At 39.8% G+C, this 23,541-nt stretch carries 13 protein-coding genes; 9 read left to right on the forward strand and 4 right to left on the reverse strand.

The window, feature by feature from the left end:
* Positions 1-28: 28 nt before the first annotated feature.
* The 5 genes from J2Z32_RS08675 (at position 29) to J2Z32_RS08695 (ending at position 6,824) form a co-directional block, all read left to right on the forward strand.
* A complete protein-coding gene (locus J2Z32_RS08675) occupies positions 29-1,027 on the forward strand; it encodes an ABC transporter substrate-binding protein (protein ID WP_210088770.1) in 999 nt (332 codons plus the stop codon).
* 45 nt (positions 1,028-1,072) lie between these two features.
* Complete coding sequence (locus J2Z32_RS08680) at positions 1,073-2,071, forward strand: helix-turn-helix transcriptional regulator (protein WP_210088771.1); 999 nt, start codon at positions 1,073-1,075, stop codon at positions 2,069-2,071.
* A gap of 237 nt (positions 2,072-2,308) precedes the next feature.
* Positions 2,309-3,280, forward strand: a complete 972-nt coding sequence (locus J2Z32_RS08685) for an ABC transporter substrate-binding protein (RefSeq protein ID WP_210088772.1) — start codon at positions 2,309-2,311, stop codon at positions 3,278-3,280.
* Between the two features lie 54 nt (positions 3,281-3,334).
* Positions 3,335-5,101 carry an ABC transporter ATP-binding protein gene (locus J2Z32_RS08690; RefSeq protein WP_245251333.1) on the forward strand — a complete coding sequence of 589 codons (1,767 nt, stop codon included), beginning with the start codon at positions 3,335-3,337 and terminating at the stop codon, positions 5,099-5,101.
* A complete protein-coding gene (locus J2Z32_RS08695) occupies positions 5,094-6,824 on the forward strand; it encodes an ABC transporter ATP-binding protein (RefSeq protein WP_210088773.1) in 1,731 nt (576 codons plus the stop codon). Before J2Z32_RS08690 ends, J2Z32_RS08695 begins: the two co-directional genes overlap by 8 nt.
* A gap of 115 nt (positions 6,825-6,939) precedes the next feature.
* Here the strand turns inward: J2Z32_RS08695 and J2Z32_RS08700 are convergent, their stop codons facing one another.
* The 3 genes from J2Z32_RS08700 to htpG all read right to left on the reverse strand — a co-directional run bounded on the left by J2Z32_RS08700 (position 6,940) and on the right by htpG (position 15,068).
* On the reverse strand, positions 6,940-9,924 hold the full coding sequence (locus J2Z32_RS08700) for a glycoside hydrolase family 48 protein (RefSeq protein WP_210088774.1): 2,985 nt from the start codon (positions 9,922-9,924) through the stop codon (positions 6,940-6,942).
* 27 nt (positions 9,925-9,951) lie between these two features.
* On the reverse strand, positions 9,952-12,684 hold the full coding sequence (locus J2Z32_RS08705; RefSeq protein WP_210088775.1) for a glycoside hydrolase family 9 protein: 2,733 nt from the start codon (positions 12,682-12,684) through the stop codon (positions 9,952-9,954).
* Between the two features lie 503 nt (positions 12,685-13,187).
* Positions 13,188-15,068 (reverse strand): molecular chaperone HtpG, encoded by a 1,881-nt coding sequence (gene htpG / locus J2Z32_RS08710; protein ID WP_210088776.1) that lies wholly within the window; start codon positions 15,066-15,068, stop codon positions 13,188-13,190.
* A gap of 652 nt (positions 15,069-15,720) precedes the next feature.
* On the opposite strand from htpG, the gene asd reads away from it, so the two are divergent.
* A complete protein-coding gene (gene asd, locus J2Z32_RS08715; RefSeq protein ID WP_210088777.1) occupies positions 15,721-16,809 on the forward strand; it encodes an aspartate-semialdehyde dehydrogenase in 1,089 nt (362 codons plus the stop codon).
* Between the two features lie 156 nt (positions 16,810-16,965).
* Here the strand turns inward: asd and J2Z32_RS08720 are convergent, their stop codons facing one another.
* A complete protein-coding gene (locus J2Z32_RS08720) occupies positions 16,966-18,234 on the reverse strand; it encodes a mechanosensitive ion channel family protein (protein WP_210088778.1) in 1,269 nt (422 codons plus the stop codon).
* Positions 18,235-18,385: 151 nt separating this feature from the next.
* Here J2Z32_RS08720 and J2Z32_RS08725 point away from each other — a divergent pair, with 151 nt between their 5' ends.
* The 3 genes from J2Z32_RS08725 to J2Z32_RS08735 all read left to right on the forward strand — a co-directional run bounded on the left by J2Z32_RS08725 (position 18,386) and on the right by J2Z32_RS08735 (position 23,514).
* Entirely contained in the window at positions 18,386-19,975 is a 1,590-nt protein-coding gene (locus J2Z32_RS08725) for a response regulator transcription factor (RefSeq protein WP_210088779.1), read from the forward strand.
* Between the two features lie 9 nt (positions 19,976-19,984).
* Complete coding sequence (locus J2Z32_RS08730) at positions 19,985-21,727, forward strand: sensor histidine kinase (protein ID WP_210088780.1); 1,743 nt, start codon at positions 19,985-19,987, stop codon at positions 21,725-21,727.
* Between the two features lie 119 nt (positions 21,728-21,846).
* Entirely contained in the window at positions 21,847-23,514 is a 1,668-nt protein-coding gene (locus J2Z32_RS08735) for an ABC transporter substrate-binding protein (RefSeq protein WP_210088781.1), read from the forward strand.
* Positions 23,515-23,541: the final 27 nt, after the last annotated feature.

Raw genomic sequence — 23,541 nt, forward strand, 5'->3', positions numbered from 1 at the left:
TCAATGATAGAGCGGAGTGGGGAAATAAATGCATAACGTAAAAAGAATTTCTGTGTTTGGGATTGTAGTCTTCATGGTAGCTATGTTATTCGGATGTGGGAGCTCTGGTAACGTTACTCAAAAGGAAAGTGCAGAACCTTCGTTAGAACCTAACACATCAGCTGAATCTAGTAATACGGATACGAAAGGGACGAGAATTGTTACCGATGCAAGGGGGGATGTTGAAATACCAGTTAACCCGTTGAGAATTGCGGATATATCAGGATCTACAGAAGAACTGCTTATTCTTGGCTATAAACCTATTCTTACTGGTAATACAGATATGGGTAATCCTTCGGAAATAACCCCGATTCTTAAGAAGCAACTGCCTAATGTCAGCACAGCTGGCTGGTTTCAGACCGAAGTTAACCTAGAAGCGATTATTGCTGCGAGTCCTGACCTCATATTGGCGGGGCCCACCCAAGAGAAAATATATGATCAATTGAGCAAGATTGCTCCGACAGTGCTGGTTCCCCATGGCTTTAATGCTTTTAGAGAACGTTTTGCGTTTGTAGCACAAATCTTTGATAAACAGCTAGAAATGGATGAGTGGCTGAAGGAATATGAACAGCGAGCGCAGCAATTACATGTAGAGGTGGCAGGTATCACAAAACAAGAGACATTTGCAGTAATCGAAGCGACTCAGAAGGAAATTCGGATTTATTCTCGTACAGGGATTGCTGATCTAATCTTCAATGATTTAGGATTACCACAAACACCAGGTACCCCTGAACCAGACGCATGGGGAGGCAAAGTAACAAGTCTAGAGGAACTATCTACTTTTGATCCAGATCATGTCATATTGTTGTCGGACAATGACCAGAACATATTAGAACAAAGTAAGGTGTGGCGTAATCTCAAAGCTGCAAAATCGGGAAATATATATCGTATGACAAGCACACAAAATTATAATGAGGCTTTCTTTGCATTAGGTAAGAAGGCAGTTATGGAGCAAATAGCAGGTCAAATCTTGACTCATATTCGTTAGTAATCAACATCATAATTAAAATACAATTGATCGGGGTGCGGGAATATGAGTGAAAGAGATTTTCATCACAATTTCAATCTTTTTTTTGATGGACTCGAACTGCCGAGGGAAAATAAAGATCGTACGGAACAGATGTCACTGCATGCGCAGAGGGGCAAGGGGCTCGTACAGCGTTTTGTGCCGCGGTTTGATATCGATGTAGTGGTGTCCGATTTTACATTTCGTCAGGATTGCAGTTTGCCGCTTTTTACAACTTCTGCGATGATTGAGCTGAATTACTGTTTGCAAGGAAGAAGAGAGATTTCGGTTGCAGGTGCTCAGTATGAGTTTGCTCCTGGCACTTGTACTCTTCAATTCATCAATGAAGTGGGAGTTCGTTTTGAGTTTTCAAGAAATCAACCGTATCATATGCTAGGCATAGGTATTCCCGTTTCTACCTTTCATCATTTTATGGAAGACGGAGGTGGTAATAGATCAACTGATTTTGCTCAAATTATTGGACAAGCCCCGTTCCGTGTTTTCCAAGAAGCTATGGACCCGGCAGCCTCCATTATTCTTAAGCAAGTGCTGGAATCCCTTAAAAATCGTAATACAAAAAATCTAGAAATTGAATGTAGTGTATTGGAGCTATTGTCTGTGGCATTCCAAACCTTCCTGATGGATGGCTCTTCTGTGATGACGAAATTAGCTAAGACTGATATGCAAAAAATTAGAGAAGCACGAGACATTATGGTAGAGCGCATGATAGATCCTCCAACGTTAATTGAACTTTCACGGTTGATTGGGCTAAATGATTTTAAGTTAAAGACTGGATTTAAAGAAATGTATGGAACAACTGTCTTCGGTTATTTGCGAGATAAAAGGCTGGAAAGAGCCTTGCATTTATTACAGCAAGGGAACTTGAACGTTAATGAGACTTCGTGTGCTGTAGGTTACTCTAATTCAAGTTACTTCTCGGAGGTATTTCGTGAGAAATATGGGATCAATCCTGGCAAACTCGTTAAGCATTTTGCAAAATCAACACGACTTCCTTTGGAACAATAGCTGAAAAAGAATTAGGTGATACACAAATATCCTCTAGAACTGCTCCTTGGAGCAGTTCTTTTTTGTCAAATGATCCGGCTAACCAGTAAAGTACTCCGGCTACTGGTAGAAGAGCTTTATGAAGCTATAGTATTATTACCTCGTTGATAATGAATATCATTTTCATTATTTGTGATACGTAGGGTTTGGAAGAGGTTTGGATCATAAATTACAATTACAAGGAGAAGTGGCATAGATATGCGAGGAACAAAAATATTAACAATAGTTATCATGGTTGGCTTGTTTGGATTGGTAGCCGGTTGTGGCGGCACAAATTCACAATCTTTAGTGGGGGAAAGGAACAAACCAATTCATACTGAAAATAAGGAGAATAGCAACTCTTCTACATTTCCAAGAACAATCACACATTTAAACGGTGAAACTATTGTTGAAGCAAAACCAATGAAGATAGCCACACCCTATATTGCTTTTGTTGATTATTTAGCTGTATTGGATGAATATCCGATCGCCGCACAAGGTGTGGAAATAATTAGAAGCAATTTTCCAAGTCTCAGTAAGCGTCTGAACGGGAAAGAAATGATGGATCTTGGGATGCAAGTAGACCTAGAGAAATTAATGTCCGCGCAAACAGATTTGATTATTGCTGCAGATGACATGAAGGATCAGTATGAAAAATTAAGCCAAATTGCACCAACCGTTATTTTCCCTCAAGCAGGGAACTGGAGAGAGTCGCTGCAGAAAATCGCAAAGGTGATAGGTAAAGAGGATAAAGCCGAACGTATTCTTGCGGATTTCGATCGTACATCTGCTGAATACAAACAGCAATTGAATTTTCGTAATGAGGAATCTGTATTGTTCGTCATGTACAGCGGTAAGGAGCAATTTATTACATGGACGGATGGCAGATTTGATCCCTTCTATGAAGGGCTTGGACTAAAGAAGGTTGAGTGTGTCATAGCCGAGGGATCTTTATCACTGGAAGGCCTAGCAGAACTTAACCCTGATCATCTGTTTATTATTAACAACTGGCAGAATCCCATTCAAGGAGGAGTTAAGGAGGCTATGAAAAACAGTAAGGTGTGGAACAGTCTTAATGCGATGAAAAATAATCACATATACGAACTGGATGATCCTTCGCTTCCCGGACCGATGGCTCTTGCAAAAATTGATGGGATTGAAGAAATCATGAAGGCACTTAAGAAACAGTAGAACAAGCTGCTTTACAGATACGATGTTGTATATATCGAGAAAGAAGGTTATATTTTGCAGACTTCATTGCAGTTCTTGCTCAGATTAGCAGGTCAACAGCGCAGTAAATTGATAATATCCTGTCTCTGCTCCGCAGTTAGCGCTTTATGTTCTTTGATTCCGTTTGTCATTGTGTATCAATTAGTAGATGTTGTACTTGATAAACCTATTGATTTTATAGTTGTTCAAAAGCTTATATGGATTGCATTATTTGCAATATTGCTTAGGTTTTTCTTCATGGGGATATCTACGATGTTAGCTCATGCAGCTGCTTTTCATGTGTTATATGATTTGCGGGTCACTCTAATTGACAAGCTAGGAAAGCTGCCCCTTGGCTTCTTCAGTGCCCAGAACTCCGGGGGGATGAAGAAGATCATCGCTGATGATGTTGAACGGATTGAGTCATTTATCGCACATCATCTGCCTGATCTGACAGCGTCCGTCATAGCTCCACTACTAACGGCTGGGTATCTGTTCACCGTTGATTGGCGCTTGGCGATAGCTGCACTGCTACCAATTCCGGCAGCATTTGCTGTCCAAGGACTGATGGTAGCACGTGGTAAGCGGAGCGAAGATATGAAACGAATGCATGATCTTTCTGAAAATATGAATGGAGCCATTGTAGAGTTTGTTCATGCTATGCCCGTTATTAAGTCATTTAATCAAACGGTACATTCATTTGCCCGTTATCATGATTCTGTTGAGAATTACGCCCACCTATGGACACAAATTGCTCGTAAAAAGACACCGTTGTATGTGTTATTTCTGTTGCTACTAGAATCAGGATTGCTCTTTATTCTGCCATCAGGGCTCTGGTTATATGGTCAACATGATATTAAATTTTCTGTATTGCTGCTCTTCCTCTTATTAGGTGTTGGACTTACGGCACCATTAAGACAAATTTCAACGTTAAGTCACATGATGCAAAATAATTTGGAAAGTGTTCGCCGTATTAAAGCTGTACTTGATGAAGAAGAGCAAGCTGTACCTGAGCAAGTATGCACAATTATGCCAGAACGATTTGATATTCATTTTCACAAGGTTCATTTCTCCTATGGTGACAGGGAAGTATTAAAAGGGATCGATTTAATGGCTGGGCATGGTAAGGTAACGGCTTTGGTTGGTCCATCCGGAGCGGGTAAATCGACCGCCGCCCAACTGATTGTTCGTTTCTTTGATCCTGCCCATGGAAAATTAACCCTCGGAGGAATCGATCTTCGTTTGATCTCACCGGAGCAATTAATGGACCTGGTTTCGTTTGTATTCCAAGACGTACCGGTGTTAAGTGATACGGTATCTGCTAATTTACGGATGGGCAAAAATGATGCTGATGATAGCGAGTTAATCCAAGCGGCATTAGCTGCACAAGCACATGAATTTATTCTCGCATTGCCGAACGGTTACGATACACTGATTGGGGATGGGGGGGTGCCATTAAGCGGTGGAGAACGACAGCGTCTTGCTATCGCCAGAGCTATTCTTAAAAATGCTCCAGTGCTGATTCTTGATGAAGCTTTCGCTTTTGCTGATGCGGAGAATGAGTCGAAAATACAAACGGCATTAAGTAATTTATTGCAAGGTAAGACAGTTATAGTTATTGCACATCGACTGTCTACCATTATTGATGCGGACTGCATCGTCGTCTTTGACAACGGACATGTCATTGCACAGGGCACTCATAAGGAGCTTATTCAGCATTGTTCACTTTATGCCAGTATGTGGCAGACCCACCGTGAAGCTGGAGATTGGTCGCTGGAAGTAAAGGAGGAAGATTATGTTTAAAACCATCTCTTTAATTACAGGACAATCTGGCAAATTGTTAACTCGAGCTACTTGGTATACAGTGCTCGAGATGATTGCTAATGCAGCTCCCGCAGGGCTTTTATATTTTGTTTTGTCATCTGTATTTCAAGGCGAAGTTTCTTACAAACAAGTTTTTTGGTGGACAGTCTGGTTGGTTGTTATGTTTGCACTTCAAGCCATTTTTGCCAGTCGTGGACAAATCGAAGCTCAAAGCACTGGAGCATCAATTATGAAAGATGTTCGTCTTCGCCTTGGTGAGCATTTACGGAAGCTTCCAATGGGCTTTTTCTCAAGGCGGGACCAAGGTGACATCAGCCATACTCTATTAGCAAATGTTGATGAAGTAGAAATGATATTAACTCATCTATTTAATCAAGTTATTGGTTCGATCATTTTACCTATCGTCAGTGCGTTGTTTCTATTGTTCATTGACTGGCGCCTAGCTCTAGCCGTACTAGTGTCTGTTCCTTTGGCGCTTCCGCTCTTATTCTGGTCACAGACTTTGATGAGCAGGAGGAGTCAGAAACGGCAGGAAGCAGCGGCTTCCGTTCACTCAAGACTACTTGAATACGTTCAAACGATACGGCTGATCAAAGCACATAATCAGACAGGACAACGATTTACTCTCCTAGATTCGGCAATGGCACGACTTAGGGATGATAGCATTCGGGTTGAAGTAATGACCTCACCTGTTGTGATGCTGTTCTCTATCATTCTGGAGATCGGATTTGTGTTTCTATTATTTATTGGTAGTTATTTATTGGAAGGCGGTGTCCTGGATGTCTCCGTATTTCTCATTTTCCTGGTTGTAAGCATGAAGTTTTATCAGCCTTTGCGTTCAGCAGGAGTCGCCCTGACGCAGATGCGTTATATGGCTTCAGCAGGAGAGCGTATTCGCGATCTATTCGCTGAAACCGTATTGGCTGAGCCGAAGTATCCTCAGCGTCCTAATTCCTATCAAATTGAGTTGGAGGACGTACATTTTTCCTATGGAGATAAAGAAATTTTGAAGGGAATTAATGCTCAGATTCCAGAAAACAGTCTTGTCGCACTGGTTGGACCATCTGGGGCTGGAAAGTCGACAATCGCTGGTTTGGTTTCACGTTTTTGGGATGTGACTGGTGGGGCAATAAAGATTGGTGGCATCGATGTGAGAGCTATGCTAAGCGATGATCTCCTTGCCATGGTAAGCACGGTTCAACAGCAACCTTATTTATTCAACGAAACGATTGCAGCTAATATCGGAAAAGGCAGACCCAAGGCTACGATTAAAGAGATCATGGAAGCTGCCAAAGCAGCACATTGCCATGAATTTATAATGAATCTACCCCATGGTTACGACAGCATTGCTGGAGAGGGAGGAGCAGCATTATCAGGTGGAGAGAAGCAACGGATTTCAATTGCTCGTGCTATTCTCAAAGATGCTCCTATCGTTATACTTGACGAAGCAACGGCTTCTCTTGATCCAGAAAACGAAGTGTATTTACAAAAAGCGATTAGCAAGCTGGCTAACAATAAAACGGTACTTGTCATAGCTCATCGCCTAAAAACAATTCAAACGGCAGACCAAATTTTAGTTGTCGATCAAGGAAGGATTATCGAAGCGGGTAGTCATCAGGAACTCTTATCAGCGGGAGGTTTATATTATAGATTATGGAGGGAACAGCAAAGACTAGGAGGATGGAGAATAAAGGCCAAATAAATATTTATCATAAAATCGCACAAAGAAATTAGTTAAGAACAAAACCCCCTTACTCCGAATCAATGGAGAAGGGGGTTTGCTGTGACTCGCATCCCTAAATTATTGTAAACTTAGCTTAAGGCTGAAGTCCAGAAATTAATGTTCCGTTCAAGTATACAGGAACCTTTTCCCAATCGGTGAAGCTTGTTTTTGTGATATCAAATGAGTAGTCATCTGTTTTATCGTAGTTAGTCCAGTTGGCTTTGTTGAAGCGAGCTTGAATTTCGCCTGTGCTTGCTCCCGGAGCAAGTGAACCTGCTCCTGCTGTAAATGAAACCTCTAAATAATAGTCAGCTCCATTTACTGGGGTTGTAAGTTTAACGAATTTACCATTTACATTGCTGGAACCTAATACTGCATAATCAATGTGGAATTCTTGAGCTGCTTCCCCATCAATCGTGTAATAGTAACGTAAGGTAACATCTTTTAAATCAATACTTTCTGAGCCCGTATTTACAAGTTGGAACACAGGTCTAATCTGATTGTCGTTATCGCTTGAATCATTGCTACGATATTTCAATACAAGATCACCAAGTACTGGTTCCGGTGCTGCTGTTGGCGTCGCGCTTACTTGGAGTGAGTTCGGGCTAGATCCTACTGAATTAACAGCCGTAATCACATAATAGTAAGTGGTTCCGTTTACAACATCAGTATCCGTATAGGATAGCGTAGTTACTGTATCTACAGCAGTGTACGGACCACCGTCTGTAGTGCTACGGTGTACAACATAGCTATCTGCACCAGTAGATTTGTTCCAAGAGAGTTCTACCTTAGCATCTCCTGCTTTAGCTTTAACATTAGTAGGAGCTAGTGGAGCAACCTCGATTGGTGTTTCACCACCATTGTTAATTAAACGATCAAATTCAGCATAAGCGGTTGCAATATCTACTTGTGACCAGAAACGGTGATAAGTGAACTCAGGAGCTCCATTTTCCCATTTCTTCGTTACAGGATTCCAAGAATCATTGTATTTGTCAACAAGGTATTGCCAATCAGGATCGTTTGTAATGTTTGGACGTAAATCAGAATAGCCAATGTAAACCCCATTACCACCTTTAGCTGGATCAGAAGGGATACCGTTGTTGCCAGGAATTACGTTACCTTGACCAAATAAACCAGACCAGCCTGCAGGGAAGAAAATTTCCTTTTCAAAGTAACGGAAATAGTCATTCCGTGCTTCCTTCGTTACAATACCTTTACCATTGTTGTAATTCCAAGCGGTATCAAGCAAGTCTTTAGATAAAGTTTTTGCATGATCACCAAGTGTAGTGTAGCTGCCTGTTTCTGCCTTAGTTCCTGCAGCAAAGAATGCTAATGCTTTAATGTAGCTTCCTAACACACCAGTATCTTGTGTAGGGTCTTTAGTCACTACTTTTAAGTTGCTATTTGTTGTTGAGCCTGCAAAGCCACTCCACGTATTTGGTTGGCCACTCCATTCCAAATTACCTGGAATCCAGAATTCACCTGGCGCTGCTGTAGTAGCAACTTGAGCATTTTTTCCGCCTAAAATACGTTGACCTTGACTATTCAAATAGTAGCCATCTGCATCTGAAACCGGGCGTTCGTTAGCAAATACATAATCCTTAGACCAGTCTACCCAATTAGTGATAACTTGTTTTGCCATTTTAAAGTTATTAGAAGTTGTATCTCCTTTTTGAGCCAGAGTGTAATATAACTCAGCAATACGCTCTACGCCCCATGCTTGCATACCAAACCAGTTGTTGGATGGTGGGTCATGATATACAGGTGCATCATCATAAACCATGCCATAGAATGTGCTTGATCCAGCCGGATAAGCGCTGTAGTCACCATTAAAGCTGTTAGATGCACCACCAGCGATTGCACCTTCAGCGGATTGAAGCCAAGTATAGAATTCTAACTGACGTTGTAATGATTTATCCCAGTCCTGCTGTGCAGTAGGAGAAGCAGGAATAAGTCCGCCATCAGGATTAGATAACGCATATGCAGCCATTACGTTTTGATAACCTTGGTGTGCATGGCTAGCACCAATTCTCCAAGCCCAGTTCCCAGTTTGACCAAGACCGCCGCCCCATGATGTGTACCATCCCATCAAATAGTGTGCTGCGTCTTTACCTGTTCCAGTCGCTGGAGAGCCATTAGCCCCACTTCCAATTTTTTGGAAGTATTTATCATACATACCGTAACGGAGGTAATCGCCCATCTTTTCCGCTTTTTGCAAATAAACTTGATTGTTGTATCCTAGCTCTTTAGCCCAGAACATCGCTTGGATCGCGCGAGCATCTGCATCTGTAGCGTTCGTATAACGCCATTGTGCAGATGGTGCTTGTGCTTCCTTCGTGAAAATGCTCATAAAGCCTTCGCCAGTTTTACCAAAGGATTTGTCGTCTTGAGATGGGTGTGGTACTGCTTCCCATACAGATTCTTGCTCACCACGTTGGAAAGTATTAACGTAAGTAGCAGTATGGCTGCTATTGAGTAAATTACCAAAACCATACCAGTTATCTACGTCAACGAGCCAATGCATTAAATACGTTTGGTTGTTACCATACGTCGCTTTAAGCTCTGCATCAATTGGGTCTTTACCCGCAGCATATTTTCCGTTTAATTCGCTTGGATATTTATCCGGCTGATTGTATTCAGCAGCATATGTTGCAGGGCTATTAGGATTATAATAGCTCATCGTAGGTTGTTCCTCTTTACCGTCGCCTTCGTTCACTGGGATGATGAATTTCTCCATGTTATCCCAAGCTGCCTCAAGTGTACTCCAATTACCAGTGTAATGGCCGTATAATGCTTCTAACCACATCCAGTAGCTATAGGCTTCAGAGGTTGTCATATGCCCATAGTCTGGTGCTTCACTGATTAATGTTTCAACAGAGTGATAAGGAATTCCCTCTGGAGAAAAATATCCATTAGCAGGATCTTTAATCTGATTATAAAGCGTCAGGAACCTTGTTTCCTCCGGTGATGTTGTTGCTGCCTTGGTGGTGTTAGAGCCAATGAAGCCAGTGGTTAGTGAAAATAACAATGCCATTGTAATGACAATCGAAAATCGCTTTTTCACAGTTTTTAGTTTCATGCATTCGCACCGTCCTTATTGTATTTTTTAGTTTGGTTCAATTCCATACAAGAGTACACCGCCATGGTAAGCTGTTACTTTACCCCAATCTGCGTAGCTTGTTTGGGTTGCACTAAAGGAGTAGTCATTAGTTTTGTTATAGTTGGTCCAGTTCGCTTTATTAATTCGAACTTGAATGTCACCTGTATCCGCACCTGGCGCAAGATCTCCAGCAGCAGAGGAGAAGGAGATTTCCAAATAATGATCTGCCCCTTCAACAGGCTGTGCAAGCTTCACGAAATTACCAATAATATTAGCGCTTCCAACCGCAGCATAATCGCAATTAAATTGCTGTGGTTGCTCGCCATCAATCGTATAGTAATAACGTAGTGTAATATCTTTTAAAGAAATAGGTTGATCTGAAGTATTTACTAATTTGAAGCTAGGGCGAATTTGATTATCGTTTGAACTAGAATCATTGGACTTGTATTGTACCTTGAGTCCATCTTCTACTGGAGTTAATGGCTCAGTTGGTTTTGCACTTATTTCAGCAGATGGAGCTCCATTTCCAACGACATTACTTGCTGTAACGATATAATAATAGGTTGTATCGTTAACAAGCCCTGTATCTTGGAATTTAGCTTCTGTCGATTCGCCTACAACTGTGTAAGGTCCACCGCTTGTAGCTGCGCGTTCTACAACATATTTTGTTGCACCCGCAACTTTATTCCATGTCAACGTAACGCTCTCATTTCCAGTAACCGCTTTTAAGCCTTTTGGTTGAGCAGGTACGGTTGGTTCAACTGGACCTCCACCATCTGGTAACTGACCAAATACATGAACGCCTTTATCATAGACTGGAATGTTAACCGCCTTCAAAGGAGTAGAGCCTGTAGTACCAATTCCTTGGAACGAAAAGTCATTGGTGTTATCCCAGAAGCTTGTAGCTTCAGGTCCTGACATTCTGAATTGGATTTCTTTACGGTGAGCAGATTGACCACCTGGATAAATGTTAGTTCCTGTGAAGTCAATTGTAGTGTAATAAATATGGTTAGCTGCATCATGCACTTTTAAAGGAGATACAGTAGCACCTTGATTGTAGCCACCAGCTTTAACCGTAATATCCTCAGGTCCATAACCGGCTGCAACCGCTTCACTTAAATCGATATAATAATCGAAAGATAGATCGCTAGTCGCACGAGCTGGCCAAGCGGAACGGTTATTAAGAACCGCTTTGATTTCAACAAAGTTGCTACCACTAGCATTGATAGCTGCTTCTACAAAAAATTCATCATCCTTTACTTCTGGAGCAGGGAAATTAGCTAGAGGTTGTTGACCTTCTCCAAAAAGGATATTCATCTTTGCTAGAGCGCCCGTAAATCCAGCATTGTAATCAGTAGCAACCTCATTAGATACATAGTCAGCAATGGAGTCTGTATATGCATCTGTCTTAGAAGGGCCCCCAACTAATGCACCATATAAGATATGACGATGATTCGCTGGTACAGTTTGACTATCTGCCCAAGAACCATGTGAGGTACGATGGTGAGGATGTTCTGGAGCATTATTTCCAAAGCCAACTACGTAACTGCTGTTGCGTGGATTATCGCCTAACATATAACGAATTTGACTGACTGCAAAATCCTTTGTAGTTTGTTTCATTACAGGATCAGTGACCCAATCCGAATATACAAAAGCAAGGAAGGATTGGTTAGCGGCGTAACGAAGTGCACCCCATTGATCAAGGTGAGCTAAGCCACCAGGTGTGTACGTTACTCTATCACCACTACCATTTACACCTGTTGTCCAGAATTCCATATTACGTTTGGTAGATTCTACGAAACGTTGTTCTCCTGTAATTCTAGCAAGTAGAAGCTGAGCTCCATAATGCTTATCATCCCAAGCATGAGTCCATCCATGTCCCCAACTTCCATCTTGTTCTGTGCCCCATAGCTCAGTAGCAGCGATAGCTTTATCTAAATAAGTCTCATCTTCTGTAGCGAGGTATAACCAGATACCACCCCAGCTTAGCTCATCGGCATAACCACTCCAGGAGTTATAGAAGGCTTGTGCATCTGTAATGACATCACTATATTTGCCACGATATTTATCAGCAAAATCATATAATTGCTTCGCATGCGTTAACAATTTAGTAGAGTAGGCAGGATCAACATCTTTAAACACGATCGAAGCAGAAGCTAGGGCAGCTGCAGTTTCTCCCGCTAGATCAGATCCAGGGTTTTGTGCATCAATCTTATAAGCAGGTCTTGCCATAGGCATTACTTCGGCAGGGCCCCACCAATTATGATCTGCATTCCCGTTACCCACTTGACCGTATAGCTCATTAGGTGCTGTGTGCGCCTTAATGAAGTAGTCATTAACATAACGAAGGTTATCAAGAATGTAATCTAATTGGCCAGCTTGCTCATAGCCTTCTTTGTATTCATAAACAGACCATGCTAACATCGTTGCGGAGGCAGCCATAGGGAAGCCAAATTTGACGTGATCTCCAGCGTCATACCAACCTCCTGTTAAATCATGTCCTACATCGGCACCGTCCTGTAGACCTGAATCTCCACGCCATTCTACGCGATTATTATCAGGCAGCTTACCAGAGCGTTGTGCTTCATAGAAATAAATTGATTTTTGCAGTGCCTCAGCATAGTTAAAATCGTTTGATGCTGCTTCGGCAGTGGGGGAGGAGACCAGTCCTGAATAGCTTGTAAGCGTCAACATAAAACTCATTAGTAATATTCCGCTTCTTTTAAACCATTTGTTCATGTCAGTAACGATGCTCCTTTACAGATTAGATTTTAAGAGTCTATCAAGAGGAGTTGTCAGACTGTAATACAAACGACCCTGGCTTCTTAACGTGTAAGTAACTATTCTTAGTGGAAAGTTATCACAGTAGCATTTTCTGGGTGTAAATTTAAAAAATCACTTAGTTTCCTTACATTTTTCTCAATTTATATGTAATCACCTCATTTCTATAAAGTAGATAAGGACAACTTTGTTACATAATATGTTAAAAATTGGTCCTAACCATAATATACCAAAGTCACTAATTATATACCAGTCGATTCTTCGAAAAAAAGTAGATATTTTGGAAAAAATAGAGAAATAATAATATTTTGAAGTAAAAAATAATAAGAATTTATCCTTTACAAAGAGTTAATATTAGGTTAATTGAATGGTATTAATTGGAAATTTGGGGGAGAAAAAAAACCTCGCTGGATCAAACTGAGCTTAAATTGCTCCAGCTTGATACATAGCGAGGTTCTAAATTATTTCATTATTTTACAAATATCATTAGTAAATTGTACGGGATCCTGTACTGGCAAGCCTTCAATTAGTAATGCTTGATTGTATAGCAGGTTAGTATACAAGTTTAATTTTTCCTTATCGTGTTCAAACGCTTGCTGTAGAGAAGCAAAGATGTCATGATTCACATTGATTTCAAGCACCTTATCTGCTTTAACCTCTTGATTGTTAGGCATCGCATTTAAGATTTTTTCCATTTCGATCGTAACTTCACCTTCTGTAGATAAGCATACAGGGTGAGTTTTTAACCGTTTGGAGGCTTTAACCTGCTTCACTTTGCCAGCAAGCAATTCATTCATATGGTCAAATAAATCCTTGTGCTCATTTTGCTCTGCTTCTGCATTTTTATCATTTTCATCAGCCTCAATACCAAGGTCGCCACTAGATACATTTTTGAATTCTTTTTCCTTGTAATTCATAATCATTTTGATTGCAAATTCATCAATGTCATCTGTGAAGTACAAAATCTCATAACCCTTATCCGCAACAAGCTCAGTTTGTGGTAATTTCTGAATACGGTCAATCGATTCGCCTGTTGCATAATAAATGAACTTCTGATCTTCCTTCATGCGAGACACATATTCGTCCAGAGTGACAAGCTTGTTTTCGGTAGAGGAGTGGAATAAAAGTAAATCCTGTAGATCATTTTTGTTTGCACCGTAATCGCTATACACACCATATTTTAATTGGCGGCCAAAGGATTCATAGAACTTCTCATATTGTTCTCTTTCATCTTTCAGAAGTGCTTGCAATTGGCTCTTAATTTTATTTTTAATATTTTTTGCAATCAATTTAAGCTGGCGATCATGCTGTAATAGCTCTCTTGAAATGTTAAGAGATAGATCCTCAGAATCTACTAGCCCTTTCACAAAGCTAAAGTAATCTGGTAAAAGATCGCCACATTTATTCATAATTAAAACGCCATTGGAATAAAGCTCTAACCCTTTTTCATATTCCTTCGTGTAGTAGTCAAACGGTGTTTTTTCAGGGATATACAAAATAGCGTTGTATACAACAGCACCATCTGCACTAATATGAATATGCTTTAATGGTTCGTCAAAGCCGTAACGTTTTTCAAAGTAAAACGATTTATAGTCTTCATCTGTCAGCTCATTTTTATTTTTACGCCAGATTGGAACCATGCTGTTAATCGTTTGCTCCTCAACGTAGGATTCAAACTCTTCCGCATTATCTTCCTTAGGACGTTGACTTGTTACATCCATTTTGATCGGATAACGAATAAAGTCAGAATATTTTTTAATGATCGTTCTAAGCGTATATTCATTTAAATAGTCATCGTATTGCTCATCTTCTGTATTCTCTTTAATATGAAGCGTAATTTCTGTACCCACACTATCTTTTTGGCAAGGTGTAATGATATAGCCATCTGCACCTGTAGATTCCCATTTATAAGCTTCATCACTTCCAAGTGGTTTTGTAACTACGGTTACTGTATCCGCAACCATAAATGCAGAGTAGAAGCCAACACCAAATTGTCCAATAATGTTGTGTCCATCTTTTGCTTCATTTTCATTTTTGAAAGCATAAGAGCCACTTTTTGCAATAATACCTAAGTTGTTCTCTAAATCCTCTTGGGACATCCCGATTCCGGTATCGGTGATTGTTAAGGTTCTGTTGTCTTTATCTACAGCTACTTTAATGTAATAATCTTCTTTGTTAAAAACGAGTGTATCATCGGTTAATGCCTTATAGTAAATTTTGTCAATGGCATCACTCGCATTAGAAATAAGCTCTCTTAAAAAGATTTCCTTTTGAGTATAGATGGAGTTAATCATCATCTCCAGCAATCGTTTCGATTCAGCTTTAAACTGTTTCTTAGCCATACAAATAATCCTCCTCGTTGAGCGTAGGTTAAAGACTCAAACTAAATAGATGTTTGTTAAAACTAGGTTCAGAGCGTTGGTTCACTTGTGTATAAATAAAAATTAGTGGTTGACAACGATGGGGCTGGAAGCTACGAAACAGAGGGTGATTTCAACCGCTGTTAAGGTCCCATTTTCTTATTTAACATGTTTATATGTGATAGAAATGGGACCTTAAAGGCGGGCGCTTTCGCTTTTCCACCATCCCTCTGTTCCTTCGCTATTCGGAGTGGGTTGTCAACCACTAATTTTAAGGCGACCATTTCAATGTTCCACTATTGCTCTGACCTTCGTTTTGTATTTCATAGAAGTGAGAAAACCGATTTAGAAGTTGGAGTCTGTAAACCATATATAGTTATATTAATGGTAGTGTTAGCACTCTGATTAAATGAGTGCTAAACATATTTTCATATATTTCCCTAGGGTTTGTCAATATCATGCAACACAAATACGATAAAAACCTTGTTTAATCATATTGCTTGGTACTTACATATCCTATATAATCGGTATAATATAAATCGACTTGCTGAGGTTGGTTAGAAGGTCCGCTTCTCAGGAGACCTGTCAGAACATGCCCTAGCAAGGTTCGAGATGTGAAAGGAAATGAATCGCAATGTCAGGAAAGCTTAGAGCAGGAATTGTCGGTGGAACCGGCATGGTAGGTCAGCGGTTTATTGCGCTTTTGGAGAACCATCCTTGGTTTGAGGTAACTTCAATTGCAGCGAGTTCACGTTCCGCAGGTGTAACCTATGAGGAATCAGTTAAAGGAAGATGGAAGCTAGAGACTCCACTGCCTGAAGGTGTGAAGTCCATTATCGTTCAAGATGCATCTAAGGTAGAGGAAGTTGCATCTAATGTAGATTTAATTTTTTGTGCCGTAGATATGAAAAAGGAAGAAATCCAAGCTCTAGAGGAAGCTTATGCTTCAGCAGGGATCCCAGTTATCTCTAACAACTCTGCGCATCGTTGGACGCCAGATATCCCTATGGTTGTGCCTGAATTAAACCCAGATCATATTAAAGTGATCGAACAGCAACGTAAGCGTCTTGGCACATCTACTGGCTTTATCGCAGTAAAGCCAAACTGTTCTATTCAAAGTTATGTTCCAGCGCTTCATCCTTTGTTAAAATTCAAGCCTAAAACGGTTGTAGCTACTACGTATCAAGCGATTTCTGGCGCAGGTAAAAACTTTGATGATTGGCCTGAAATGTTAGATAACGTGATTCCTTACATTGGTGGCGAAGAGGAAAAAAGTGAGCAGGAGCCACTTCGTATTTGGGGAGAAGCTGTAGAGGGTAAAATCGTGAAAGCTTCTGAACCTCACATTACAACACAATGTATTCGTGTCCCTGTAAAGGATGGACATATGGCTGCAGTGTTTGTTTCCTTTGAGCAAAAGCCATCGAAGGAAGAAATTTTAGAATTATGGAGTAACTTTAAAGGCCGTCCTCAAGAACTTGATTTGCCAAGTGCGCCTAAACAATTCATTACGTATTTTGAAGAGGAAAACAGACCTCAAACAAGACTTGATCGCGATATGGAAAAAGGAATGGGCGTATCTGTAGGTCGTTTGCGTGAGGATTCCTTATATGATTATAAATTTGTTGGTTTATCTCACAATACATTAAGAGGTGCTGCGGGTGGTGCGGTCTTAATTGCTGAACTGTTAAAAGCAGAAGGGTATATTGTGTCACAAGCATAATGCTGTGTTGATTGTATAAAATGTAATTAAATTAAAACGACTTGTACGTAAATGGCTCGGAAACGCTATTTATCGTGACAAGTCGTTTTTGCATTAAAAGAAGTGTAGATGCATTTATATTTATTGTAAGCATGAAACGGTTGAAGCCACTCTCTGCTACGTAGCCTCTCCCCTTATAGATGGTGAAGTACTGTCGCTTCTATGTTCCGATCTAAAATCATGCCCAGTTGGATTCTGGAATATTCGTAATCCGAAGCTTGGTGCAATCGCTATAATATGATCAAAAATATCCGCTTGTATTCCCTCGTAAACGGCCCATTCGGTTTTATTGGTAAAGGCATAGATCTCTATAGGCAAGCCTGTTTCTTGAGGGGCTAGCTGTCTGACCATTAAGGTCATCTCTTTATGAATTCCTGGATGCTTTTCAAGATAGGCCTGAATATATGCACGAAATACTCCGATATTAGTTAGCGCTCGACCATTCACAAGACTAGAACGATCAATTTCATACCTAACATTATAGTCGTCAATCTCTTTTTGTTTTGTTGAAATATAGCTTTGAAGATATTGAATTTTTTTAAAATCCTCGATCATTTCTGATGTACAGAAGCTTATGCTGTTTGTATCGATATAAATAGAACGTTTAATTCTCCGCCCGCCTGAATTTTGCATCCCTCGCCAATTTTTAAATGAGTCTGAGATCATCGCGTAAGTTGGAATTGTCGTAATCGTTTTATCCCAGTTTTGAATTTTAACCGTATTTAGCGAGATATCAGTGATGCTTCCATCTGCATCATATTTCGGCATCTCAATCCAATCCCCAACCCGCAGCATGTCATTTGAGGTTAACTGAATCCCTGCGACTAAGCCTAAAATAGAATCCTTAAATACTAACATAACTACAGCGGATAAAGCGCCAATCCCACTCAGTAATATAACAGGACTTTGCCCCATTAAGTTAGAAATAACAAGGATGCCGCCTATCATGAAAATGAAAATTTTTATAACCTGAATATATCCCCGTATGGGTCTCACTTTTGAAACTTCAAAGGTTGTATAAATGTCATTGGCTACATTAAGAAGTGCATCTAAAATAATAATCGTCACGATAATCATATACATAATAACAAGCTTAATTAGTAACCCTTGATAGGAAGGGAAGCTATAAGAAAAATAATAAAGAATAATTGCAGGAACATAGTGGGTAAGCCGTTGAAATATTTTACGTTCTAAAAAATATCGACTCCACCGATTTGAACTTTTACTAACATATCGGGTAGCAAATTTGAGTGTAATCTTTTTTGCAATATATTTAGCAACCAAACTCACAACTATGACGAATATAATAAAAATGATTGTGGATAAATAATCTCCAACTGATGCTTCTACGCCAAAATCTTCTAGTGTCTTTTTAATAAAATCCATAAATATCTCCTTTATAGCGACTTTAACTCAATATGTTAACGAAATCCAGTTTTATCGTCAAGTTGTAACCTATGATAAACCAAATATGAAAGCGTTTTAAAATGATAGATAAGAGTTTGATATTTTTATAATGAAGGATGTGGGTACAACAATGAGTTTCAGTTTTAAAGTGTTAATTGTAGATGATGAAATTTTTGTGCGTAAAGGGTTGCTAGAAATTATCCCTTGGTTTGAGTTGAATTTGACCATCGTGGGTGAAGCGGACAACGGACAGGAAGCACAAGCTATGATCAAGCAGCTTAAGCCAGATATCGTTATTACTGATATTCGTATGCCGATTTTAGATGGACTAGGACTCATTCAAAGCGTGGTCAATGAAAATAGTGACAGCCCTCCCGTTTTTGTCGTTATTAGCGGTTTTCATGATTTTAAGTATGCGCAGCAGGCATTAAGATATGGCGTATATGATTATATTTTGAAACCAATTGATGAGAAAGAAATGACTGAGGCATTACGTAATTTAGTATGTAAGCTTAATGATAACAAAGCGATAACCCTATTAAACAAACAACAATCAAATAGCCTAGTGATTGAGACACTGCTACAGCAAAATCTCCACTTTGACAATGTAGAACAATATGCGCATCAGCTAGAGCTTAAACAAAAATCAAGTTTTTTATTGGTCCTGCTGGAAATTCACACCTGCATTCGTGAACAGCAAATCAACCCCATACAGCCAGTTAATATTGAACAGCTACAGCAGATTTTTGATTGTAAACATGAGGGTGATTGTGATGTTTTATTTTTTGAGCATTCGCAAGGTATGTTTGGGATGTTGCTTAGTGCTGAAAAGGAGATAAAGAAGACAGCGAGCTTTTTGCATCATATAGAAGAAATTCGTACAACCCTTGCATGCCATTTAGAGTTTGAATTTAGTCTATATGCAGGAAATGTAGTCCAGAGCTTACATCTTCTACATCAATCTTATATGGAGGCAAATGAAGCTGCTAAGCATAAATATGCGGAACGCAATAACATTATTTTATTTGAACAAATGAAAGAGAAACCCCTATATTTATTTGACATCGACCCTGCTTTAATTAACACCTTGATCCTCCAATTAGAAGAGGGGAAGCATTCAGGTTATGTTCAAACGGTAGACAGTATATTTGATATGTTTCAGTCGCAACGCTTTGCGCCTCAAGCTGTGATTCGCTCCTTGACTAGATGTATGACAGAGGTGATCAAAGTCATTAAAAATATGGAAGGGTTGGAGGATGAAATTAAAAGCTTAAAGACATTTGTTGAACAAGATTATGACCACTGTAGCTTAAAAATGCTCAAACAACAGTTTCTAGGGTCAATGAGTGAAGCGGAGCAATATATTACTTCATTACGGAGGGATCAGCTTAAGGGAGGGATTCAGCGAGTCAAAAAATATATTGATGTCCATTATGGAGAAAATATTAGCCTTAAAAGCATAGCGGCTCATTTTTATATGAATGCGGTTTATCTTGGACGATTGTTTCGTAAAAGCTACGGCATGTATTTCAATGAATATTTACTAAAAATAAGGGTGGAGGAAGCGAAAAAGCTGCTCAGGCAAACAGATTTGCGAATGTATGAGATTGCCGCGAAAATTGGGTTTCAAAACGTAGATTATTTCGTGACGCAATTTGAAAAGCTTGAACACAAGTCACCAACAGAATATCGACACATGCTAATCGATAAGGAAAAGTGAGGGGACTAGATGAAACTGAAGAACCGACTTAATTATATGAAGCTTCGCGATAAGCTGCTATTTATGTATATATTTTCAGTATTTATCCCGATCGTGGCGACCAATATTATTTTCTACAATGTCACTACAGACAATATCCGGAATCAAAAAATTCGTGATGCAAAAATGGCATTAGACAATATTAAAAATGATCTACGTGTGACGATCGATCAAGCGGTTGGCTTATCCTACTCTCTTTATGCCGATCCTGTTTTCAATAAAACGATTTCCAGACGGTTTGGCAGTGAGAGAGAATACGTGGATACATATAATTCTTATCTGCGAGGTGCATTAAGAGATTCCAATGAGCAAGGGATACGCTGGTATCAAGTTTATAGCGACAATTCGACGCTACTCACTTCAGGTTATATCGATCGCTTAAGTGATGAAATACGCCAAGCAGATTGGTATCTTCAATCAAAGGCATCCTTAGCACCTTACCCCACATTTGTGTACTCTGATCATAAACTAAGTTTGATTCAATGGTTAAATAATTATCCGACTAGTGGCATTGAACAACTGATTAAAATTGACCTGAATATGGATTTAATTGAACAAAAATTGAGGAACAGCAACTTTAGCGGTAAAGTGTATCTCGTTGACCCTAGGGGAAAAATTCAATTTGTGAATAATATGGAGGGCGCAGAGCTAGAGCCTGTCGTGCAATTTGACGCACAAAATCTTCCTAGAAATGCGTTGCTATTAGAAGTTCCTTATACTGACATTAATTATTTAGAGGGCTGGAAGCTACAAGGGATTTTGGATGAGAGTATTGTGCTAAAAGAGGTACAAAAATCACGTGCCTTTGTCGTTTGGCTTGCCTGTATTAATTTTATCGTTCCTACTCTTATTATTGCTTATGTATCTAGATCGTTAAATGTTCGGCTCGTCCGTATTTTGAAATATATGAAAAAAGTGAAAAATCAGGACTTTCAAGTGATTCCTGCTGATGATGCTAGAGATGAAATTGGTCAATTAACGATCGAGTTTAATCGGATGACGGAAACGATCAAAAATTTGATTAACGAAGTGTATGTCGCGGATATTCAAAAAAAGGATTTAGAGCTTAAGCAGCAGCAGGCACAGCTTCATGCCTTGTATAGTCAAATTAATCCCCATTTTTTATTTAACGTGCTGGAATCTATACGCATGCGAAGTATCATCAAGGGGGAAAAGGAAACGGCTAAAATTATTCAAAATATGGCGACAGTTTTTCGCAAGTCGATTTCATGGAATCGTAATGTTGTGACCGTTCAGGAGGAATTGGAGCTAATTAGCACTTTTTTAGATATTCAGCAATATCGTTTTGGGGATAAGCTACAGTATAGCATTGTCGCAGATCCTGCAATTTTACAGCACAAGATTCCGAAAATGATCTTTTTACCGTTTATCGAAAATGCAAGTATACATGGAGTAGAATCCAGTCCAACTAAGGGCATCATTACCATCCACGTATCGCAGCAGCAGGAGCGGCTTCATTTTACCGTAGAGGACAATGGGATCGGCATAACAGCCCCAAAATTAGAGGAGCTAAAACATTATTTACAGGAAAATGATGATATGGGGGAAAAAGTAGGGATGAAAAATGCCTTGAATCGGCTGAAATTAAGTTATCACCAAAGCTTTACCTTTGCGATCCATAGCCAAGAGGGGGAAGGAACAACAATTCAAATTACAATTCCATTAGCACAAGGGAAACTAGAAGATAATTAAAGAAGAAATATGTTTTCCAAAGTAAAAGGTATGCTTTGTTGGGTAATGTTGAAAGCGTTTTCCTGATATATTGAAATTGCTAAATAAGTTGAGCAACTTTAAAGGGGGAACAAATGAAAATGCTAAAACGAAAGATGTTATTGCTTGGTATGGTTTTTGTGCTCATTGCGGCATTAGCGGGATGTGGAAAAGGGGATGATGCAAAGAAAAACTCAGCTGCAGATGAAAACGATACTTCACCTGTAACCTTCAAATACTTCACATTTGGTGGGGGTAAAAAAGATATCCTTGCAAGCGATACAGATATCGGGAAGGAGCTTCAACGCCAAACGGGTGTGGATTGGAAAATGGAATTTCTAGTGGGAGATGGTGCAACCAAAGCAGGTGTAATGATTGCCAGTGGCGATTATCCCGACATTATTGACTCTAGTGGTCAGATGGCAAAACTGTTAGAAGGGGATGCCTTTATCCCATTAGACGATTATATCGAAAAATATGGTCCTAATATTAAACGGGTTTATGGTCCCTATATGGATAAATTCAGACAAAAGGATGGGAAAATCTACTTCCTGCCTTATGATGCCAACCAAGGTTATACACCAGAGCCTAACGCCTCTACAGGCTTTTATATTCAGCGCTCCGTATTGAAGGAGTTTAATTATCCGCAAATTAGAACACTCGACGAATATTTTGATTTAATTAAGCAATACAAACAAAAATATCCTCAGGTGGACGGGAAAGATACGATCGGTTTTGCCACGCTTGCAGGTGAGCAAGGTAGCTTCTTTACGTTACAAAACCCAGCGATGCATTTAGCAGGTTACCCGAATGATGGTGCTGTTACGGTGGATATGAATACCCATGAGGCAAAATTGGTCGCGGGCTCTGACAATCAAAAAAGATGGGTACAAAAGCTAAATGAAGTGAATGCCGAAGGCTTACTTGATCCTGAATCCTTCACAATGAATCGAGATCAATATTTAGCGAAATTAACGTCTGGGCGTGTGTTAGGTTATTTTAGCTATTCATGGCAGGTTGGGGATGCCACCAACAACTTAAAGAAAGCCGGTAACGACGATAAGCGTTATATTGCGATGCCAATCGTATTTGATAAAGATATTAAAGACCAATACATCGATCCCCCAGGCTTTGTTAACAATTATGGCGTAGGGATTACCGTAAAAGCCAAAGATCCTGTGCGGATAGTGAAATATATCGATAACTTGCTTAAGGAAGAAAATCAAATTTTGGTGCAGTGGGGCATTAAGGACAAGACGTATGCTGTAAATGAGCAAGGTCGGTTTCATTATGCTAATGATGACCAACGGAAAATGCATGATGATCCCGATTTAAGTAAGAAGTTTGGGTTTGATTACTTTGTCTATAGCTGGCCTCGCTATGGTAGCTCATCGCTATTGTCAGATGGGAATGCCTATGGTCCTGGTAACCAGCCTGAAATTGCTACCTTTGGTTATACCGAAGGCGATAAAATTTTACTAGAAAAATATAAGCATAACGTGTTTAGTGAATTTTTTAGTAAGCCTGATCCACGTCCATGGTTCCCAGCTTGGTCAATTGCGTTAGAGCAAGGTTCACCAGAGCAAATTTTTATTACCAAATCCGACGATTTACAACGAAAATATTTACCTTTAATGATTATGGAGCCCCCTGCTAATTTTGAAAAGGTGTGGGATCAGTATATCGCTGAATTTAATCGCTTAGATAAACAAACGTATGAGGATACAATTACAAAGGCAGTGAAGGATCGTGTGCAAGGGAAATGGTAATTTTGTTGTCGGAGAGGAGGATGAGCA

Origin of the sequence: Paenibacillus turicensis, from assembly GCF_017873435.1 — a bacterium.
In the GTDB taxonomy this organism is placed as follows: Bacteria; Bacillota; Bacilli; order Paenibacillales; family Paenibacillaceae; genus Fontibacillus; species Fontibacillus turicensis.